The following is a 19,590-nucleotide window of genomic DNA, read 5'->3' on the forward strand; positions in this document are numbered from 1 at the left end:
CGGATCTACCGCGCCACGCCCAGCAGGCGGCCGAGCAGCTCGGGCTGCGCCTGCAGCTCCGCGGCCGTGCCGGTGTGCACCACGGTCCCCCGGTCCAGCACGGCGGCCTGGTCGGAGATCGCCAGGATGGCCTGCGGGTGTTGCTCCACGATGATGGCCGACAGGCCTTCTTCGCGCGTGATGCGGCGGATGGCGCGCAGCAGCTCTTCCACGATGATGGGCGCCAGGCCTTCGAGCGGCTCGTCGAGCAGCAGCAGGCGCGGGTTGAGCACCAGCGCGCGGCCCACGGCCAGCATCTGCTGCTCGCCGCCCGACAGTTGCGTGCCCAGGTTGGTCTTGCGTTCGGCCAGGCGCGGAAACATTTCGTACACGCGCTCTGGGGTCCAGGGCCGGGCACTGGAACCCTTGCGGCCGGGGCGCGCCACGGCCGTGAGGTTCTCGTGCACCGTGAGCGACTTGAAGATGTTGCGCTCTTGCGGCACCCAGCCGATGCCGGCCGCCGCGCGCTCGTGCGAGGGCAGCCTGTGCAGCACGGCACCGCCCAGCGACACGCTGCCGCCATGCTGGCGCGTGGCCCCCGCCAGGGTGTTGATGAGCGTGGTCTTGCCGGTGCCGTTGCGGCCCAGCAGCGCCAGGGTGTCGCCCTCGGCCAGCGAGAGGGAGATGCCTTGCAGCACCACGGCCTCGCCGTAGCCCGCGCTGAGGCCTTCGATCTTCAACAGCTCAGGCATGCGCATCCTCCCCATGCCCCAGGTACACGGCCTTCACCTGCGGGTCGTTGGCAATCGTGTCCGGGTCGCCCTCGGTGAGCACCGTGCCGTTGACCAGCACCGTCATGCGGTTGGCAAAGCTGAAAACCAGGTCCATATCGTGTTCGATCAACAGCACCGAGACATCGGCGGGCAGTGCCGCCACGGTCTGCAGCAGTTCTTCGCGTTCGCCCGCAGGCACGCCGGCCACGGGTTCATCCAGCAGCAGCACGCGCGGCTCGCAGGCCAGGGCGATCGCGATCTCCAGCAGGCGGCGCTTGCCGTAGGCCAGCACGCGCGTTTCCTCGGCCATCACGGAGGTCAGGTGGAACTGCTCGAGCAGTTGCTCGCAGCGCTCGGTAACCGCACGGCGCGCGCCCAGCGGCTGCCACCATTTGCCGCCCAGGCCCTGGTGCTGCGACACGGTGAGCGCCAGGGTTTCCAGCGGCGTGAGGCTGTCGAACAGCTGGTTGATCTGGAAGGTGCGCACCATGCCGCGCGCCACGCGCTGGTGCGGCGCCAGGCGCGTGATGTCCTGCCCTTCGAGCACGATGGAGCCTTCGGTGGGCTCCAGCACGCCGGTCAGCAGGTTGATCAGCGTGGTCTTGCCCGCGCCGTTGGGGCCGATGAGCGCATGGCGTGCACCCTTTTTCAGATCGAGCGTGACGTTGTTCGTGGCCGTGATGCCGCCGAAGCGCTTGACCAGTCCCTGCGCCGACAGCACGGTGGTGGAGGTTGTCGTGTTCATATCAATGGCCTCCCGCGCTGGAGCTGGCGCCGGGCTTGCGCCCGGCGCGGAACCAGGTCCAGGGGCGGAACAGGCGGTCGCGCCCGACCAGCACCAGCACCACGAGGAACAGGCCGATCCAGAACGTCCAGTACTGCGGTGTGACGGAGGAGATCACGTCCTGCAGCAGCTTGAAGCCCACGGCGCCCAGGATGCCGCCGTAGAGCCAGCCCACGCCGCCGATCACGAGGATCAGCATCACGTCGGCCGAGCGGTGGAACTCGAACAGGTCCAGCGACGCAAAGCCCGTGGTCTGCGTGAGCAGCGCGCCCGCGGCGCCCGCCAGTGCGGCGGCCAGCGTGTACACCTGCGCCAGCTTGGCCGTGACGGGGATGCCGATGGCCATGGCGCGCAGCCGGTTGTCGCGGATGGCCTTGAGCGTGGCGCCGAACGGCGACTGCACGATGCGCCGCGCGATGAGGAAGAACACCAGCAGCACGGTGAGCGAATACCACGCCGCCGTGCGCCCGTACAGGTCGAACTCGAACTGGCCGAGCACCGGGCCCATCACCACGCCCTGCAGGCCGTCGGCGCCGCCGGTCAGCCAGTCGAGCTTGTTGGCCAGCTCCAGCATGATGAGGCCCACGCCCAGCGTGACCATGAGCCGCGTGAGGTCGGTGCCGCGCATGATGGTGAGCGAGGCCACCGCCCCCAGCACCGTGGCCGCCGCGATGCCCACCGCCAAGCCCACCAGCGGGTCGGGCATCACGTGCTTGGCGAACAGCGCCGCCGCATAGCCGCCCAGGCCGAAGAAGGCCGCATGGCCCAACGACACGATGCCGGTGTAGCCCAGGATCAGGTCCAGCGACAGGGCGAACAGCGCCACGATGGCGATCTCGTTGATGATGAGCGCATGGCTGGGCAGCGCCAGCGGCGCCACGAAGGCCAGGATCCAGAAGATGGGTTCCCACCAGCGAAAGCGCCGGGCCTTCAAGAGGATGGAGGTCTGAGCGTTCATCTCATTTCCCTCCCTTGCGGACAAACAGGCCCTGGGGCCGCCAGATCAAAATCACGATCATGAGGCTGTACACGATGAAGGCACCCAGCTTGGGGATGTAGTACTTGCCCGCCACGTCGGCGATGCCCAGCAGCAGCGCGGCCAGCAGCGGGCCGGTGATGGACGAGGTGCCGCCCACCGCCACCACGATCAAAAAGTAGATCATGAACTTGAGCGGGAAGCTCGGATCGAGCCCCAGCACCTCGGCGCCCAGCGCACCGCCCAGCCCCGCCAGGCCCGAGCCAAACGCGAAGGTGGACAAAAACACGATGTTCACGTTGATGCCCATGCCGGCGGCCACGCGCTGGTCGTCCACGCTGGCGCGCAGGCGGCTGCCGAAGCGTGTCTTGGTCAGCACGTACTGCAGCCCTACCGTGAGCGCCGCGCACACCGCGATGATGAACAGCCGGTAGTGCCCCATGCCCAGCATGAAGGCGCCGCTGCCGATCTCGGTGCGGCCCTTGAGCCATTCGGGCAGCTGCATGATCTGCTGGGTGGAGCCCACAAAGTAGTCCACGCTGGCCACGGCCATGAAGACCAGCCCGATGGAGAACAGCACCTGGTCCAGGTGCGCCTTGTTGTAGAGCGGCCGGTACAGCGTGCGCTCCAGCACCGCCCCCAGCAACGCCGTGCCGACAAAGGCCAGAGGCAGGCACACCAGAAACGGCACGCCCAGCCGCTGCATCAGCAGCACCGTGATGTACCCGCCCGCCATGGCAAAGGCCCCGTGCGCCAGGTTGATGAAGTTCATCAACCCCATGGTCACGGCCAGACCCACCGCCAGGATGAACAGCAGCATCCCGTAGGCCACGCCGTCGAAAAGAATGGTCAGCATGAAATCACTTCAATGAAGACGAACAAGAGTCATGGGCTCGTGCACGGCGCCCTGGCTTCGACATGCTCAGCCCGAACGGGTGGAGGAAAGAGGGCCACCGACCCCAAAAACTGGCACGCCCCACACCGGATGGAAAACCGCCCCCGCCCGCAACAACCGGCGCGCCCCAGGCCAGTGCCACCGTGGAACTGGCTTCGCCAGGCCACGGGTGGCGTCCCCCTCCGGGGGAAGGCGCGAAGCGACTCAGGGGGGCTTCCTATCCCGGGGTTACTTGGTTTTTCCGGGGTCCTTCACATCCTTGATCACATCGAACTCCACGTTGTACAGCTGCCCATTCACGCGCTCCACCTTGCGCAGGTACACGTTCTGCACGATGTCGCGGGTCTGCGCGTCGATGAACACCGGGCCGCGCGGGCTTTCAAAAACCTGGCCCTTCATGGCGGCCAGCAGCGCGTCGCCACCACCCGCGCCCTTGGTGGTGCGCAGCGCTTCGTAGATCACGCGCATGCCGTCGTAGCCGCCCACGGCCATGAAGTTGGGGCGCAGGCCCTTGTTGGCCTTCTCGAAGGCATCCACGAACTTCTTGTTCAGCGGCGAGGGGTGCGCGGCCGAGTAGTGGTGCGAGGTGACCACGCCCAGGGCGCCGTCGCCCATGTCGTTGAGCTGGTCGTCATCGGTCACGTCGCCAGTGGCGATGAGCTTGATGCCGGCCTTGTCCATGCCGCGTTCCAGGAACTGCTTCATCACCGCGGCGCCCGCGCCCGAGGGCACGAACACGAACAGCGCGTCGGGCTTGGCGTCGCGCACCTTCTGCAGGAAGGGCGCGAAGTCGGGGTTGCGCAGCGGCACGCGCAGGGCCTCGGTCACCTGGCCGCCGTTGAACGTGAGGCGCTGGTTGAAGTACTTCTCGGCGTCGATGCCGGGGCCATAGTCGCTCACCAGCGTCACCACCTTCTTGATGCCGTTCTTGGGCGCCCAGTCGGCCAGGGCGACCGACACCTGGGGCAGCGTGAAGCTGCTGCGCACCACGTAGGGCGATGCCTCGGTGATGCTCGACGTGGCGGCCGCCATCACCACCAGCGGGGTCTTGGACTGCGTGGCCAGCGGCGCCGTGGCCATGGCCGACGGCGTGATGCCCATGCCGGCGAGCACGTTCACCTTCTCGTTCACCACCAGTTCCTGGGCCAGGCGGCGCGTCACGTCGGGCAGGCTGGTGTCGTCCTTGATGATGAGCTGCACCTTCTTGCCGGCCACGGTGTCGCCGTTCTGCGCCATGTAGAGCTTGGCGGCGGCCTCGATCTGGCGCCCCGTGGTGGCCTGCTGGCCTGTCATGGGCAGGATGAGGCCGATCTTGAAGACGTTGTCCTGCGCCGACGCGGGCACGGCGGCCAGGAGGCCTGCGGACAAAGCCAGGGCGGCAGCGGCCGAGGCGCGAAGAAGGTGGCGTTTTTGCATCGTTGTCTCCTGTGGAATGTCGTTGTATACAGCAACTGCTGGCCGGAGTTTGGAGCGTGGGGCGTCATTTCACAAGTGGGATTTCCGACTTTTAGATATCGCCAAATGGGATAACTAAGCCTTCCGCTGGGTGCCCTGGGGCGGCACCCTGTCCTTCGGGCGCAGAGGGCAGCCACGGGCTGGGGCCAACCCGGACTCGCCGGGGCCGCGCCCGCCTGCTTCATGCGCGGCACCCTGGAGGGCCGGCAAAAGTCCACATCGCCGCAGTATCAAAAAGATAGCTGCTGGCGCTTTCCACATATGCCCCGAACCCCATTTTTCCGCCCAAGAATCACCCGCGCTCGCGGATGAGCCCCACCCCCGGCAGCCCCTGCACCTGCGCCGCCTGCACGGCCGCCAGCAGGTTGCGCCGGGTGACGCGCGAGTGTTCGCGCATGATGGCCTCCGCCCGCGCGCCCTCGCGGCGTTCGATGGCATCCAGGGCCTGGCGGTGCTGGTCCTGCGCCACCACCAGCATGTCGCGCGCCGCGTGCGAATGCGTCTGGACCACCACGAAGGCCGAGGGCGACGCGAAGGGCAGGCCCTTGACGCGGTCCAGCTCGCGCGCAATGACATCGCTGCCCACCATGCGGCTGAGCAGCAGGTGAAAACGCGCGTTGAGCTCCACGTAGCGCGCGAAGCCCTCGTCGTCCAGCGTGCGCGGGACCAGGGCGGCATCGATGTCGTCCAGGCAGGCGTGGGCCTGGGCCAGCACGGTGGCCTCCACGCCGCGCTCGGCGGCCAGGCGCGCGGCCAGCCCTTCCATGGTGCCGCGCAATTCGATGGCATCGGCGACATCCGTCTCGGAGAAGGTGCGCACCGCATACCCGCCCCCGGGCAGCCGGTGCAAAAGCCCTTCCTGCTCCAGCCGCATCAGCGCCGCGCGGATGGGCGTGCGCGACACCCCCAGTTTTTCCACGAGCGTCAGTTCGGCGATGCGCGCACCGCCCGGCAGCTCGCCCGCCAGGATCATCTCGCGCAGCCGCAACTGCGCCTTCACGGCCTGGGAGGCGCCCGCGTCAGCCACGGGGGAAGGACCGGAAGCGGTCAAGGGGTCGTCGTTCAGATTCATGGGGGGAACTCCACGCCCGGCCTTGCGCAGGCCGGCGAAGAAATACACAGACAGAGGCGCCATGTGGCGCCCCTCAATGTATACAAAAATTCCCCCCTGGATTCACAACACGCCCAGCAAAATCAATCAAAACAACAGCTTATAGGCCATGCCAATGTGCGATAGCTGATTTCGTTGATTTTTATGTATACAGCGCCGCCGGCATTTCGCACAATTCGGACCAGCGCCCAGGCTTTGCGGCCGTGCCGCCCCGGGCCCCACGACCCCCACAGAAAGAGACAAACCGCCATGTATCCCAAGAACGCCTGGTACGTCGCCTGCACACCCGACGAAATCGCGGACAAGCCCCTGGGCCGCACCATCTGCGGCGAGAAGATCGTGTTCTACCGCCCCGCGCCCGACCAGGTCGCCGCGCTCGACGACTTCTGCCCCCACCGGGGCGCGCCGCTGTCGCTGGGCACCGTGTGCGACGGCCACCTGCAATGCGGCTACCACGGCCTGCGGGTGGAATGCACGGGCAAGTCGGTGTCCATGCCCGGCCAGCGCGTGCAGGGGTTTCCCAAGGCGCGCAGCTTTCCGGTGGTGGAGCGCTACGGCTTCATCTGGGTGTGGCCCGGCGACGCGGCCCAGGCGGACCCGGCCACCATCCACCACCTGCCCTGGGCCGACAACCCCGAATGGGCCTATGGCGGCGGGCTGTACCACATCGCCTGCGACTACCGCCTGATGATCGACAACCTGATGGACCTCACGCACGAGACCTACGTGCATGCCACCAGCATCGGGCAAAAGGAAATCGACGAGGTGCCCTGCAAGACCCGCGTGGAGGGCGACGAGGTCATCACCAGCCGCTTCATGGAAGGCATCGAAGCCCCGCCGTTCTGGAAGATGGCGCTGCGCATGAACGGCCTGCCCGACGACCAGCCCGTGGACCGCTGGCAGATCTGCCACTTCACGCCACCGAGCCACGTGCTGATCGAAGTGGGCGTGGCGCTGGCCGGCCACGGTGGCTACGACGCGCCGGCCGACAAGAAGGCGTCGAGCATCGTGGTGGACTTCATCACGCCCGAGACCGAGACCTCCATCCACTACTTCTGGGGCATGGCGCGCAACTTCAAGCCGCAGGACCCGTCGCTCACCACGCAGATCCGCGAGGGCCAGGGCAAGATCTTTGCCGAAGACCAGGAAATGCTGGAGCTGCAGCAACAGAACCTGCTGCGCTACCCCGAGCGCAAGCTGCTCATGCTCAACATCGACGCGGGCGGCGTGCAATCGCGCAAGGTGCTGGACCGCGCCCTGGCGGCCGAACGCGCGCCCGCGGAGCAGCCGGCATGACCGCCCAGGAGACCCTGCAGGTCCGCGTGGCCAGCAAGCGGGCCGAGGCCGAAGGCATCGCCAGCTTCGAGCTGGCGCGCGTGGACGGCGCGGCGCTGCCCCCTTTCAGCGCGGGCTCGCACATCGACGTGCACCTGCCCGGGGGGCTGACCCGGCAGTACTCGCTGTGCAACGCCTCGCACGAATCGCACCGCTACCGCATCGCGGTGCTGCGCGACCCCGCTTCGCGCGGCGGCTCGGTTGCCATGCACGACAGCGTGCACGAGGGCGACGTGATCACCATCAGCACGCCACGCAACCACTTCGCGCTGCACCCGGCGCAGCGCACGCTGCTCCTGGCGGGCGGCATCGGCGTGACGCCGCTGCTGTGCATGGCCGACCGGCTGGCGCACACGGGCGCCGACTTCACGCTGCACTACTGCACCCGCTCGGCCGAACGCACGGCGTTCGCCGGCGAGATCGCCGCCTCGGCCATGGCGCCGCACACGCAGTTCCACTTCGATGCGGGCGCTCCCGGCCAGAAGCTCGACCTGCCCGCGGCGCTGGCCGGACCCGGGCCCGACAAGCGCCTGTATGTGTGCGGCCCCCCGGGCTTCATCGACCACGTGGTGAGCACCGCCAAGGCCCTGGGCTGGCCGCAGGACCATATCCACCTCGAATACTTTGGCGCCCCCGCGCAGGACACCTCGGGCGATCAGGACTTCGACGTGCGCATTGCCAGCACCGGCAAGGTCTACCGCATTGCCTGCGATGTGTCGGTGGTGGAGGCCCTGCGCAGCGAAGGCATCGACATCCTGACCTCGTGCGAGCAGGGCGTGTGCGGCACCTGCCTCACGCGCGTGCTGGAGGGCGAGGTGGACCACCGGGACATGTACCTCACCGACGAAGAAAAAGCGGGCAACGAGCAGTTCATGCCCTGTTGCTCGCGCGCGCGCAGCAAGCTGCTGGTGCTGGATCTGTGAAGTTGACCGCCCCCTGAGTCGCCCGTGGCGCCGTCCTCCTGAAGGGGGACGGAGCCCCCGAAGCGGGGCGGTTGTTGCTTGGCGGGCCTCGCGGGGGGCACGCCCAGCTCATGCACCCGCTCCAGGACAAACACCAGGCTCCTGGAAAAGCTCCTGAATTTATAGCTGCCAGCGCTTATCCATCAAGCGCTGGCGGCCAATTTCATTCAAAACTACTCTTCCACCGCCGTCCGGATGGTGTCGCGGCCGTGGCGGTCCTTGGCCCGGCCCAGGTCGGTATCGAGGGCGCGGCCCAGCTTGTCGGCGGCACCGATGAAGGCGTTGGCCATCTTGTCGGCTTCGTCGGTCACGGTGATGGGCTGGCGACCCGTCACGCGCGCTTCGATGCGGCAGCGCTTGTCGTTGGCGCCGGACTTGCCCGCATCCAGGTCCGACAGAAACACCTCCAGCCGCGTGACGTGATCCTGAAAGCGCGACAGGCGGCTTCTGGATTCATCCGTGATCCACTGCGCGAGCGACTCGCCGCCGTGGATGTGGTCGTCTGTGTTGACGTGTACTTGCATCGGGGTTCCTTTCAGATGACGTTGCTTGAGAAACCTGTCTGACTGGGAGTCGTCGGCTGCGGATTGGCCACAGCGGTCCATTTTTTTACCGTCTTTGGCCCCATGGCTCGGCCATGGGGCTGCAAATCCAGCAAAAACCATCCTCGCCGGGGCCAATCTTCGCTTCGACGCTCCAGGTCAGACAGGCTCCCGACCCCATGATGGCACCGCGGGCCATGTCCCCGGTGAATACATGTCAAAACATCCTCACAACTTGTCCAGCGCCACGGCGGGCGACCAGTCGCCGCCAGCGGGCAAGGCGCGCGCCACGGCCACGCGCTCCTGCAGGCGCAGCGCCGCCGCATCGCCGGGCACGCGCGCCAGCACCTGCGCCAGATGGCCATTGGCGCGCTCCCAGTCGCGCGCATGGAAGGCGCCCAGCGCCGCCAGGCTGGCATCGCGCACCACGGCATCGTCGCAGGGCGTGAACACGCGCACCGACTCGGTCTTGCCCTTGACGATCACATCGTCCAGCGCGCGCAGCGCCACCGAGGCGGGCAACTGCGCGGCCGTGGCGGCCGACAGCAGGATGCCCGTGCCAAACGCCTTGTTGGCGCCCTCCAGCCGGGCCGCGAGGTTCACCGCGTCGCCGATCGCGGTGTACGAAAAGCGCTGTTCCGACCCGACGTTGCCCACGACCACCCGCCCCGTGTGCAGGCCGATGCGCATGTGGATGGGCGGCAGCCCCCGCGCCACGAGGTCGGCCACCAGCGCCTGCATCGCCTGCTGCATGGCGATGGCCGCCTGCACCGCATGCGCGGCATGCTGCGGGTCGTCCAGCGGCGCGCCCCAGAACGCCATCACGGCATCGCCGATGAACTTGTCCACCGTGCCGCCGCTGGCATGCACGATGGGCGTCATCGCGTTGAAATAGCCGGTGAGGACCTCCACGGTCTGCTCCGCGCTCAGCTGCTCGGACAAGGTGGTGAAGTTGGCCAGGTCGGTGAACATCAGCGTCACCTCGCGCGCCTCGCCGCCCAGGCGCATCAGCCCGGGCTGCGCGATGAGGCGCGAGACCACGGCGGGGGGCACGTACTGCGCGAACATCGCCCGCGTCTGGCGGGCCCGCTGGCGCACGATGGCAAAGCCCACGAGCGCGGCCGCGCCATAGACGGCCACCGCGGCCGCGGCGGGCAGCAGCGGCGGCCACCAGAGGCGAAAACCGGCGAACAGCCACCACGACACGGCCCCCATCGCCACCACCAGCGCCCCCGTGAGCGCCGCCGCGCCCGCAGGGTGCAGGCGGCGGCTGCCCCACAGCAGCACGGGTACCAGCAAGGCGGTGAGCGCGAGCGTCCAGCCCTCCGAAACGCTGCGCAGCCCGCCGCCGGACAGGAAGTTGTCCACCAGCGTGGCCTGCAGCTCCACCCCCGGGAACAGCCGCTCGCCCCCCGCCGTGCCAAACGGCGAATTGAAGAGATCGGCCTGCGAGCGCGTGAGCTCGGTGGCCGTGCGCGCCGAGCGCCCCACCAGCACGATCTTGCCTTTGAAGAAGCCCGCGGGCAGCAGGCCCGGCTCCAGCGCCTGGTAGTACGAGCGCGTGTCAAAGGTGCCACGCGGGCCCCGGTAGCCAATCCAGTCGAAGTGGCGCAGCACCGGCATCTGGCCGCGCGCCTCGGCCGCGCGCTGCGCCAGGCGCAGCGCAAAACTCTCGCGCGCCACCGGGGCGCGGCGCACCACGAAGTCGTCGTCCGGCTCCACGCCGGCATCGCCCGCATCGGCACCGGCGTCCAGAAAACGCTGCAGCGGGAGAACGTCCATCCACAGCGCGGCGTTGGCGCTGTCGATCTTCTCGCGGGTGGCGGCCAGGACCACGGGGCCTGTCTCGGCGATGCTGCGCGCCAGGGCGGCGTCTTGCGCCTCGGTGGACGGGTCGGCGAACACGATGTCCAGGCCCACGGCGGCGGCGCCCTCCGCGTGCAGGCGCCGCAGCAGGGCCGCATGCATGCCGCGCGGGAACGGCCAGGTCTGCTGCAGTTCCTGGAAGGTGGGTTCGTCGATCGCCAGGATCACCACGGGCAGGCCCGGGCGCTGCGGCGCGGCCAGGGCCGTGAGCACGTCGAAGGTCTTGAACTCCAGCGCGTGCCACGGGCGGCTGAGCGTGGCGGCGCCCACCAGCAGCAGCGCCAGCGCGCAGGCCCCCAGCGACAGCAGCCGCTGCCGGCGCCGCGCGGTGGGCGCGGCAGGCTCAGAAGCGGTAGCGCGCGTCCAGGACATAGCGGGTCTTCCTGCGGTCCGACTTCGGCGCCCACAGGTTCATGGCGGCCACACCCACGACCCAGTGCTTGTCCTGCGATTCCCAGAATCCCATGAGGTCCACGCCCCAGCCCGGCGCGATGCGCGTGAGGTTCTCCTTGTCCTCGAAGCGCTCCGACCGGTACACCGCGCGGCCGCTCAGGTACAGCCGCTGCGGGCTGGCCCAGGTGGCGCCCACCGCCAGCGTGTGGCGCGGGATGTAGGGGATGCGGCCTACGGGCACGTCCGCGTCGTGGCTGCGGCTTTCGCTGCCCTGGTAGAGGTACTTGGCATAGCCCGACCAGCGCCGGCTGAACATGTGGTTGAGGCCCGCGCCCAGGGTCTTGAGCGTGCCGGAGTCGAAGCTGGGCGTGTCTTCCAGCAGGTCGGTGGTCGAGAGGTTGACGAGCTGCGCGTTGCGCATTTCTTCGAGGAACGGCAGGCTGGGCGTGCGCAGGTCCACGCCCACGGTGCCGGGGTTGCGCACGCGCAGGTGGTCCGCGCGCAGGCTCAGGAAGGTGCTGGCACCCAGCTCCAGGCCCACCTGCGCCACGGTGCGCTTGTGGCGGCCGCCGGCCTCGACCAGACGGTCCTCGACGGGAATCCCCGCCGTTTCCACGCTGGTGAGCGTCGATACGCTGAGCGGGCGCAGCCAATCCTGGTAGGCCATGCGCACCGTGGTGCCCTGCGCTGGCTGCCAGACGAGGCCGACGCGCGGCGTGACCACGCGTTCCATCTCGGCGCGGCGCGCCTCCTCCTCGCTGAAGTGGTCCAGATTCACCAGGTAGCTCTGCGTCAGGCCATCGACGCGGTGGCGTATCTGCTGCAGGCCCAGCGCCGCATCCAGGTTCAGCGCGGGGTCCAGGCGCTGGGTCGTGGCCAGGGTCAGGGCGGTGTAGCGCCGGTCCACGCGGTTGTACCCGCCCACCAGCAGGTAGTCGCGGTACTCGCCTACGCCCGGGATGTTGGCGCCCACGGCCGCCTCGCCCCCGATCAGGTTGTTCTGGCGTTCGCGCACGTGCTCCAGCGCCACGCTCCAGCGGCTGCCGGGCGCGGTGTCCACCGTATGGCGCAGTTGCAGGTCGGTGAACTGTTTCTTGGGTTCGCTGCTCACGCCCATCAGGCTCACGAAGGGCGGCTGCAGATACAGCGTGGGGTAGCGCAGCAGCAGGATGTCCTCCACGCTGCGCCCCAGCTTGATCCAGGTCTGCTCGGTCGGCCCCCAGCGGTAGGACATGCCCAGGGCGCCCTGGGTGCTCTTGTTGTCCATGGAGGTCTCGAACAGGTTCTGGCTGCGCAGGCGCATGTCGAACTGGTTCACATAGGCAAACAGGTTGATGCGCTCGGTGGGCTGCATGCCTGCGCCCACCGTGACCGCGCGTGCGCGCACGTCGCCATAGCCGCCCCGCACGGCCGGGGCATCGTTGACCTGCAGATCGAACGGAAACTCGCTGGCATTGGCCGACTGCGCCTTGAAGAACCACGACACGGGCACGTGGGTATTGTCCATGCCGTTGAGGGTGACCGCGGGCGCCCGCATGCGGTACAGGTCCTTGTCCAGCGTCACCCCCACGGCCCCGTGCGCGCCCGGCTGCTGCAGCAGCGACGAATACCGCTGGCTCGCGCCAAACGCCATCGGGTCCGTGAGGAAGCCCTGGAACAGCGCCGAGTTCTTGTTGAACTCGCCCGGGTAGCGGTCCGCCAGGAACAGGTGGCTGCCGCCCCAGTACGGGTAGAAGCTCTGCTGCGCCAGCTCCAGCGCCCAGTCCTCCATGCCGAAGAACGCGAGCGAGGCGCCCAGGTTGGCGCTGCCCTTCTGGTCATTGGCCACCTGGTTGAGGGACTTGAGATAGGGCATGCGTTCGACGGCGGCGCGGGCCGCCTCCACGGCCTCGCCAGGCTGGAACAGGTCGGTGTGGATCTGCGCGAGCAGCATGTACGGGACGGGGTCCTTGTCGTCCAGGGCGCTGGCCTGGTGCAGCGTGGCCAGGGCATCCTGGTGGCGGCCGAGCTGGTAGTACGCCACGGCCGTCCAGGTCTTGGCGCGCGCGTAGCGGGGCTCCATCACCCCGGCGCGCAGGAACACGTCGAGCGCGGCCTGCGGCTGGCCCTGCTTGAGGTGCAGCAGCCCCTGCCCCGTGAGCGCCACATAGTCCGCCGGGTTCTCGCCGAGCGCCGTGTTGAATGCCTGGCCCGCCTCCGTGAACTGGTTGGCGAAGATCTCCAGCGTGCCCAGTTCGCCCCAGGCGCCCGGGCTCTGCGGCGCGAGCGCCAGGGCCTGCTTCAGGCTGGCGCGGGCCGGGCCGGAGTCCTCGCGCTCCGTGTGCGCGCTGCCCAGGCCCTGCCAGCCGCGCGCGTCGCCCCCGGCCAGCCGCGTGGCCTCGGTGTAGGCCGCCAGCGTGGCGGGCGCATCGCCCCGGCGGCGGGCCAGCTCGGCGCGCACCAGGGCGATCTCCGCGTGCGCGGTGCCCTGCGCCGGGGCCAGCGTGGCCGTGGCGTCCTCCACGCGGTCGCTCAGCATCTGCACCCGGGCCAGCTGGGCCACCAGCGCGGGGTGCGCGGGCCAGTGCTGCAACGCCGTGCGCAGGGTCTGCGCGGCGGCGGCACCATCGCCGTCCATGAGCTGCAGGTCCGACTGCATCAGCCACGCGGGCAGCGGGGCGGCGGCCGGCGCGGCGGCGGCGAGCTGGCGCGCCAGCAGTTCGCGGGCGGCCAGCACCTCGCCGGACTGCAGCGCGATGGCGGCGTCCATCACCGCCGCCCACGGTGCGGGCGCCTGGCCCCGCGCCTGCGCCAGCGCGGCGCGGGCGGTGGCCAGATCGCGGGCGGCCAGCGCGGCGCGCACCGGCGCGAGCGGCGGCGGCACGGGCTCGGCGGCGAGGTGCGGCACGGGGTCGGCGCGCAGGGCGTTCACCCACTGGATGCGGTCGCGCGGCTGGCTCAGCACGAGCTTGACCGGGGCCTTGCCCACCTCGGCGATGGCGGCCTCGTTGGCGCCCACCGAGACCTGGCCCTGCGCATTGGAGAACTCCACCGTGCCCGACAGCACCGTGAGCAGCGTGCGGCCATCGTCCTCCACGGCGAGGTCCCAGTCCGTGCCGCGGATCGCGGCGGTGGCGGCCGGCGTCTCCAGGTTCAGCCGGCTGCCATCGGCCCGGCGCGTCTGCGTCCACGCGCGCCCGGCGTTGAGCAGCAGGGTGGTCACGGGCTGGGCCGGCGTGGCCACGCCCTTGACCTGCAGCACGGTGTTCTGGTGCAGGCGCAGCTGCGTGTCGTCGGCGAACAGCAGGGCCATCTTGGCGGCCTGGCGCGTGCGCACGAAGTCGCCCGTGGCCAGGGCCTGGGCGGGGCGGGCGGGCTGCCAGTCGGCGGCGGCCGCGGCGCGCTGGTCGCCCGTACCCTGCAGGCTGATGATCTCCGCGGCCGCGCCCGCGGGCACGGCCGCGTGGCCGGAGAGCGGCCAGGCCAGGGCGGTCAACGCGGCCAGCGCCGTGAGGGCGGGCAGGCAATTCTTCTTGTGGGGCATGTCGTGGACTTTCGGGGAAGGCTGGAATGGCACCCGCCGGGCGCAACCTCCCTGGCGCCCGGCGTGCAGAAATTATCACGAGCCCCGGCCCCGCAGCCCCCCGCCTTCACGCTGCATGCGCTTGCATTTTCATGAAGAAAGCCACATTTCGCAGCATCAAGTCAGGGCCCGGGGATCGCGCACCACCCCGCACGGCCCCTTCCTACAGACGCCGTGCGGGGTCGGTGCTACAAATTGGCATACCCCTTGCATCGCACCGGGTGCACACCATTTGCGTACTGCCCGGAGCCCTCCACCATGCCCGCTTCCCGCCGCCTCAAGATTGGTCTGTCCGCCTGTTTCCAGCATGCCGACCCCACCCGCCCGCTTTTCACCGGCAAGACGCTGCAGTATGTCGAGCAGTCCATCGCGCACTGGCTCATGTCCGCCGGCGCGATGGTCGTGATGGTGCCCTGTCCCACGGGCGAGACGGCGCGCGGCGACGTGACGCTCGCGCACTACGCCGACTGGCTCGACGGCGTGGTCATGCACGGCGGCGCCGACGTCTGGCCGGGCAACTACGGCGAGGAACCGCTGCGCGAGGAGTGGCTGGGCGACCGGGTGCGCGACCTGTACGACCTGGCCGTGGTGAAAGCGTTCGCCGAGGTGCGCAAGCCCATCTTCGGCGTCTGCCGGGGCCTGCAGCTGATCAACGTGGCGTTTGGCGGTGCGCTCTACCAGGACCTGCAGACCCAGCACCCCGGGGCGCTGGAGCACCGCAACGCGACCACGTACGACCAGCATTTCCACGACATCCATATCGTGCCGGACTCGCACCTGGCCAAGCTGTATCCCGACACGCCCCGCGCCCGCGTCAACAGCATCCACCACCAGGGCATCAAGCGGGTGGCGCCGGATTTTGTCGTCGAGGCCCTGAGCGAACCCGACGGCGTGCCCGAAGCGATCCGCCTGAAGCCCGCGCCAGGGCGCGGCTACATCGCCGCCACGCAGTGGCATCCGGAATTTCACAAGGTGGGCGCGGACACCTTGGACGACACCGCCATCCTCGACGACTTCCTGTCCGCCTGTGCGCTGGCCAAGGCCAACCCCCCGCCGCACCGCGGCCCCCTGCGCATCCGCGACCGGGCGACACGGATGCTGCGGCAGGCGCTGCACAGGACCCGGGAGTGAGCGCACGCCGCGCCCGGGCGCGGCGCCTCAGGCGGGCTGCGCCCGCACGGCTTGCCCGGCCTTGACCTCGGCGCCCAGGCCGCCGGCCAGGGCCGTCCCCACCACATCCTCCATCTGCGCCCGCAGCCAGCGGTGCGCCGCATCCTGCTGGTAGCGCGCGTGCCAGACCAGGTACATCGGCAGGCGCGGGCAAGGCACCGGCACGGGCGCGCTGGCCAGCGCCGAGAGCGCCGTGCGGCCCAGCAGCGAGGGGGCGGTGGTGAGCAGCGGCGTGCCGCGCACGAAGGCGGGCAGCGCCCCGAAGCCCGGCACGCGCACCGCGAAGCGGCGGTGCAGGCCGCGGGCCGCCAGCTGGCGGTCCAGCGCCAGGCCGCGGTGCGCCTCATAGGCCACCGTCACATGCGCCGCCGCGAGATAGTCCTGCGCGTCGCGCGGCGCCTCGCGCACGGCAGGGTCGTAAAACACCCGGTACTGGTCCTCGAACAGGCGCTTTTGCAGGATGTCGGTGCCGTCCGGCGGGCGCGGGGTGATGGCCAGCTGGCATGCATCCGAGCGCAGCAGGTCCGCGCCGGGCGCGCCGCTGGGCACGATGCGCAGCGTGACATCGGGCGCGGCCTCGCGCAGGCGGGCGGCCAGGGGCGGCAGCAGCAGGTCGCGCTGGAAATCGTTGGCGGCCAGGGTCAGGTCGGCCCGCCAGCGGGCAGGGTCGAACGCGCAGCCCTGCGCGAACTGCTGCATCTGGCGCAGCAGCTCGCGCGCCGGCGCCGCCAGGCTTTCGGCCCGCGCGGTGGGCACGATACCCCGCCCCCGCTTGACGAACAGCGGGTCGCCCGTGATGGCGCGCAGCTTGCCCAGCAGGTGGCTCACCGCCGACTGCGTGACGCCCAGGCGGGCGGCGGCGGCGGTGATGCTGCCGGTTTCCAGCACCGCCACCAGCAGTTGCAGCAGGTGGGCATCCAGGCCGGACCAATCATCGATTCTGCTCATGCGTTCGATGATCTTTGCCCCCTTCATCTTTCGCAATGCACGCCCGACACTGCGGCCTGACCTACATCAAGCCACGGAGACATCGTGACCACGAAACCCACCCCGCCGCGCCCCATCCCGGGCACCACGCCGTTCGACGGCGCCCAGGCCCGCAAGGGCTATGCGCTCAACAAGATGTGCTTCTCGTTCAACGACGAGGCCAACCGCAAGGCCTTCGCCGAGGACGAGGAGGCCTACATGAAGCAGTACGGCCTGAACGCGCAGCAGGCCGCCGCCATCCGCGCCAGGAACGTGCTGCAGCTCATCGCGGCGGGCGGCAACGCCTACTACCTGGCCAAGTTCGCGGGCATCTTCAAGCTCGACATGCAGGACATCGGCGCGCAGCAGACGGGCATGACCAAGGACGAATTCAAGGCCATGCTCGTGGCCGCCGGCCAATAAGGAGACATCACATGGCACAACTCATCGGTGGCCTCGGCACCTCGCACATCCCCGCCATTGGCGGCGCCATCCACAAGGGCCTGCAGAACGAGCCCTACTGGAAACCCTTCTTCGACGGCTTTCCGCCCATCCGCCAGTGGCTGCAGGCCCGCAAGCCCGATGTGGTCGTGATGTTCTACAACGACCACGGCCTGAACTTCTTCCTGGACAAGATGCCCACCTTCGCCGTGGGCGCCGCCGCCGAATACCACAACGCCGACGAGGGCTGGGGCATTCCCACGCTGCCGCCATTCGCGGGCGAGGTGGACCTGTCGTGGCATCTCATCAACACGCTGATCGACCAGGAGTTCGACGTGACCACCTGCCAGGAGATGCTGGTGGACCACGCCTGCACGCTGCCGCTCAAGCTCTTCTGGCCCGAGGGCGACTGCCCCGTGACGGTGGTGCCGGTGTGCATCAACACCGTGCAGTTCCCGCTGCCGTCGGCCAAGCGCTGCTATGCGCTGGGCAAGGCCGTGGGCCAGGCCATCCAGAGCTGGGACAGCGACAAGAAGGTGGCGGTGATGGCCTCCGGCGGCCTGAGCCACCAGCTCGACGGCGAGCGCGCGGGCTTCATCAACAAGGCGTTCGACCTGCAGTTCATCGAGAGCCTGACCACCAACCCTGAATGGGCCACGCAGTTCAGCGTGCACGAGCTGGTGGAGAAGACGGGCACCCAGGGCGTGGAGCTGCTGATGTGGCTGGCGATGCGCGGCGCGCTCAGCGCCGCCGCGCCGGGCGTGCGCCGCGTGCACAGCAACTACCACATCCCGATCTCGAACACCGCCACCGCTGTCATGGCGCTGGAGGCGGCGTAGCACCGTGGACGGCAGCCCAGGCGCCCAGAACCTGCCCAGGGGTTCTGGATGCGCGGGTTAACGGCCGGCCACCGCGACTGGCATCCCATCCAGGCAAGGAAGGCGCGCTGCGCCACCAAGACCTCGAACAGGTTCCAAGGAACGCTGGCCGCCGCCTTCAACGCCCTGCCGGCTGGTGCAGGCCAAAGCGGACCCCGCCGGGGTCCGTGCACATGAGAAACACGCCAAAGCCGGGCTCCTGCGGCCCCGGAGGCTGCACGGTCCCTCCCAGCGCCAGCACACGCTGGGCCGCCTGCGTCGCATCGGCCACTTCAAAGAAGGGGGTGATGGCCCGCGCAGGGTCTGCGCCATGCAGGCCGACGTTCATGTTCCCATTGCGAAACCAGCCCTCGCCCTCCTTCTCCGTGGGCTCGAAGGCCCATTGAAAGAGGTGGCTGAAAAACTGCTGCGAAACCAGGGCGTTTTCGGCTCCAATTTCAAGGAATGAGACGTTGGCGTGCATCGGAAGCTCCATCTGAAAAAAACAAGTCAGGTTCGCCAGTCTGGGCTGCTTGCGCCTGTCCGTCTTGAAGAAAAATGACCTGGGGGGTTCCGGTGCCTCGGACCGCGGCCCCGTCCTCTCCCCCCGGCTACGCCGTCTCCACCAGGCTGGCAGGCTTGCCCGGGACATCGGCCCAGCCTGCGCGCTGATAGGCCGCTGGCGAGCAACCGGCAAAGTGCCGGAACTCCCGGCTCAGGTGGCTCTGGTCGGCATATCCGCAGCGGGCGGCCAGATCCGCCAGGTCCGCCATCCCCGCAGGCCCGGTGACCTCTCCCAGGGCCTGCTGGGCCGCGCCAAAGCGCAGCCGCCGCGCCAGGCGCTTGGGTGTATCCCCCAGCTGGTTGCGGGACTGCAGCGCCAGATGCCGCTCGCTCCAGCCCACGGCGCGGCACAGGGCAGACATGGACAGGTTGCCGCGCTGCGCGCTGAGCAATGCCCAGGCCTGCCGCACCGGGGCCTGCGCCGTGTGGCGCGACCGGCCCAGCACCCCCTGCAGGCACCGCTGCACCAGGGCAAACCGCGCGGGCCAATCCGGCGCGTGGTGCAACTGCTCGGACAGCCGCGTGGCCGTGCCGCCCCACACATCGGCCAGCGCGGCCACCGGGCACGAGAGCACATCCGGACTGCCATGGAACAGCTGAAAGCCCAGCCAGGGTGCCAGCGTCACTTCCACGCAGGACTGCGCTCCCAGGTGCTCGGTCACCATCGGCCCACCACCGAGCCCCGCCACCAGGGATTGGTACCGCTGCATGGCGCCGCCGGGCTGCCCGACGCCGTAAGCCGCGTGCCAGCCGATGATCAGCTTGATGCCCGCGTGCGCGACCTCCAGGCGGCGCACCGTGTGCGGCAGGTATTCCTCGAACCCCCACATCGCACAGGCGGCGGCGGGCAGCCCCGGCAAGCCGGGGCCGGGGATGGCCCGGCTTGAGGCGATGAGCGATGGCATGGGTTCCTCCTGCCGGGGCCGAAGTGCGCCGGTGGGCCACCTTACACCGCCCAG

17 protein-coding genes are annotated in these 19,590 nt (G+C 69.4%); 5 read left to right on the forward strand and 12 right to left on the reverse strand.

Annotation, left to right across the window (positions count from 1 at the left end; genetic code table 11):
* Positions 1–5: 5 nt before the first annotated feature.
* From AC07OD_RS11945 to AC07OD_RS11970, 6 genes are all read right to left on the reverse strand, one after another.
* The gene (locus AC07OD_RS11945; protein ID WP_218297914.1) at positions 6–731 is read right to left on the reverse strand and encodes an ABC transporter ATP-binding protein; all 726 of its coding nucleotides are present in this window, start codon (positions 729–731) and stop codon (positions 6–8) included.
* Complete coding sequence (locus AC07OD_RS11950) at positions 724–1,497, reverse strand: ABC transporter ATP-binding protein (protein ID WP_218297915.1); 774 nt, start codon at positions 1,495–1,497, stop codon at positions 724–726. Before AC07OD_RS11950 ends, AC07OD_RS11945 begins: the two co-directional genes overlap by 8 nt.
* A 1-nt stretch (position 1,498) precedes the next feature.
* The gene (locus AC07OD_RS11955) at positions 1,499–2,494 is read right to left on the reverse strand and encodes a branched-chain amino acid ABC transporter permease (RefSeq protein ID WP_218297916.1); all 996 of its coding nucleotides are present in this window, start codon (positions 2,492–2,494) and stop codon (positions 1,499–1,501) included.
* A 1-nt stretch (position 2,495) separates the two neighbouring features.
* The gene (locus AC07OD_RS11960) at positions 2,496–3,368 is read right to left on the reverse strand and encodes a branched-chain amino acid ABC transporter permease (RefSeq protein WP_492254144.1); all 873 of its coding nucleotides are present in this window, start codon (positions 3,366–3,368) and stop codon (positions 2,496–2,498) included.
* A gap of 267 nt (positions 3,369–3,635) precedes the next feature.
* Complete coding sequence (locus tag AC07OD_RS11965; RefSeq protein WP_218297918.1) at positions 3,636–4,823, reverse strand: ABC transporter substrate-binding protein; 1,188 nt, start codon at positions 4,821–4,823, stop codon at positions 3,636–3,638.
* Between the two features lie 331 nt (positions 4,824–5,154).
* Positions 5,155–5,934, reverse strand: a complete 780-nt coding sequence (locus AC07OD_RS11970; RefSeq protein WP_494596814.1) for a GntR family transcriptional regulator — start codon at positions 5,932–5,934, stop codon at positions 5,155–5,157.
* Between the two features lie 288 nt (positions 5,935–6,222).
* Here AC07OD_RS11970 and AC07OD_RS11975 point away from each other — a divergent pair, with 288 nt between their 5' ends.
* Positions 6,223–7,269 carry an aromatic ring-hydroxylating dioxygenase subunit alpha gene (locus tag AC07OD_RS11975; RefSeq protein ID WP_218297919.1) on the forward strand — a complete coding sequence of 349 codons (1,047 nt, stop codon included), beginning with the start codon at positions 6,223–6,225 and terminating at the stop codon, positions 7,267–7,269.
* Positions 7,266–8,231: a PDR/VanB family oxidoreductase gene (locus AC07OD_RS11980; protein WP_218341756.1), complete on the forward strand. Its 966-nt coding sequence runs from the start codon at positions 7,266–7,268 to the stop codon at positions 8,229–8,231. Before AC07OD_RS11975 ends, AC07OD_RS11980 begins: the two co-directional genes overlap by 4 nt.
* A gap of 212 nt (positions 8,232–8,443) precedes the next feature.
* Here the strand turns inward: AC07OD_RS11980 and AC07OD_RS11985 are convergent, their stop codons facing one another.
* From AC07OD_RS11985 to AC07OD_RS11995, 3 genes are all read right to left on the reverse strand, one after another.
* Entirely contained in the window at positions 8,444–8,794 is a 351-nt protein-coding gene (locus AC07OD_RS11985; RefSeq protein ID WP_218297921.1) for an HPF/RaiA family ribosome-associated protein, read from the reverse strand.
* Positions 8,795–9,040: 246 nt separating this feature from the next.
* Positions 9,041–11,050, reverse strand: a complete 2,010-nt coding sequence (locus AC07OD_RS11990) for a CHASE2 domain-containing protein (RefSeq protein ID WP_494596818.1) — start codon at positions 11,048–11,050, stop codon at positions 9,041–9,043.
* Positions 11,022–14,594 (reverse strand): TonB-dependent receptor domain-containing protein, encoded by a 3,573-nt coding sequence (locus tag AC07OD_RS11995; protein WP_494596820.1) that lies wholly within the window; start codon positions 14,592–14,594, stop codon positions 11,022–11,024. The genes AC07OD_RS11990 and AC07OD_RS11995 overlap by 29 nt, the downstream gene beginning before the upstream one ends.
* A 297-nt stretch (positions 14,595–14,891) precedes the next feature.
* Between AC07OD_RS11995 and AC07OD_RS12000 the strand changes: the two genes are divergently transcribed.
* A complete protein-coding gene (locus tag AC07OD_RS12000) occupies positions 14,892–15,764 on the forward strand; it encodes a gamma-glutamyl-gamma-aminobutyrate hydrolase family protein (RefSeq protein ID WP_218298053.1) in 873 nt (290 codons plus the stop codon).
* 27 nt (positions 15,765–15,791) lie between these two features.
* Here AC07OD_RS12000 and AC07OD_RS12005 read toward each other — a convergent pair whose 3' ends face one another.
* The gene (locus AC07OD_RS12005; RefSeq protein WP_494597033.1) at positions 15,792–16,760 is read right to left on the reverse strand and encodes a LysR family transcriptional regulator; all 969 of its coding nucleotides are present in this window, start codon (positions 16,758–16,760) and stop codon (positions 15,792–15,794) included.
* 72 nt (positions 16,761–16,832) lie between these two features.
* Here AC07OD_RS12005 and AC07OD_RS12010 point away from each other — a divergent pair, with 72 nt between their 5' ends.
* Both AC07OD_RS12010 and AC07OD_RS12015 read left to right on the forward strand, forming a co-directional pair.
* Complete coding sequence (locus tag AC07OD_RS12010) at positions 16,833–17,192, forward strand: protocatechuate 4,5-dioxygenase subunit alpha (protein WP_492806812.1); 360 nt, start codon at positions 16,833–16,835, stop codon at positions 17,190–17,192.
* A gap of 11 nt (positions 17,193–17,203) precedes the next feature.
* The gene (locus AC07OD_RS12015) at positions 17,204–18,049 is read left to right on the forward strand and encodes a class III extradiol dioxygenase family protein (protein ID WP_494596822.1); all 846 of its coding nucleotides are present in this window, start codon (positions 17,204–17,206) and stop codon (positions 18,047–18,049) included.
* 157 nt (positions 18,050–18,206) lie between these two features.
* On the opposite strand, the gene AC07OD_RS12020 is transcribed toward AC07OD_RS12015, so the two are convergent.
* Together AC07OD_RS12020 and AC07OD_RS12025 are read right to left on the reverse strand one after the other, a co-directional pair.
* Positions 18,207–18,551: a VOC family protein gene (locus AC07OD_RS12020; protein ID WP_218298057.1), complete on the reverse strand. Its 345-nt coding sequence runs from the start codon at positions 18,549–18,551 to the stop codon at positions 18,207–18,209.
* Between the two features lie 127 nt (positions 18,552–18,678).
* Complete coding sequence (locus AC07OD_RS12025) at positions 18,679–19,536, reverse strand: helix-turn-helix domain-containing protein (protein ID WP_255591883.1); 858 nt, start codon at positions 19,534–19,536, stop codon at positions 18,679–18,681.
* Positions 19,537–19,590 lie beyond the last annotated feature (54 nt).

It is taken from the genome of Acidovorax sp. GW821-FHT10E03, assembly GCF_059415205.1.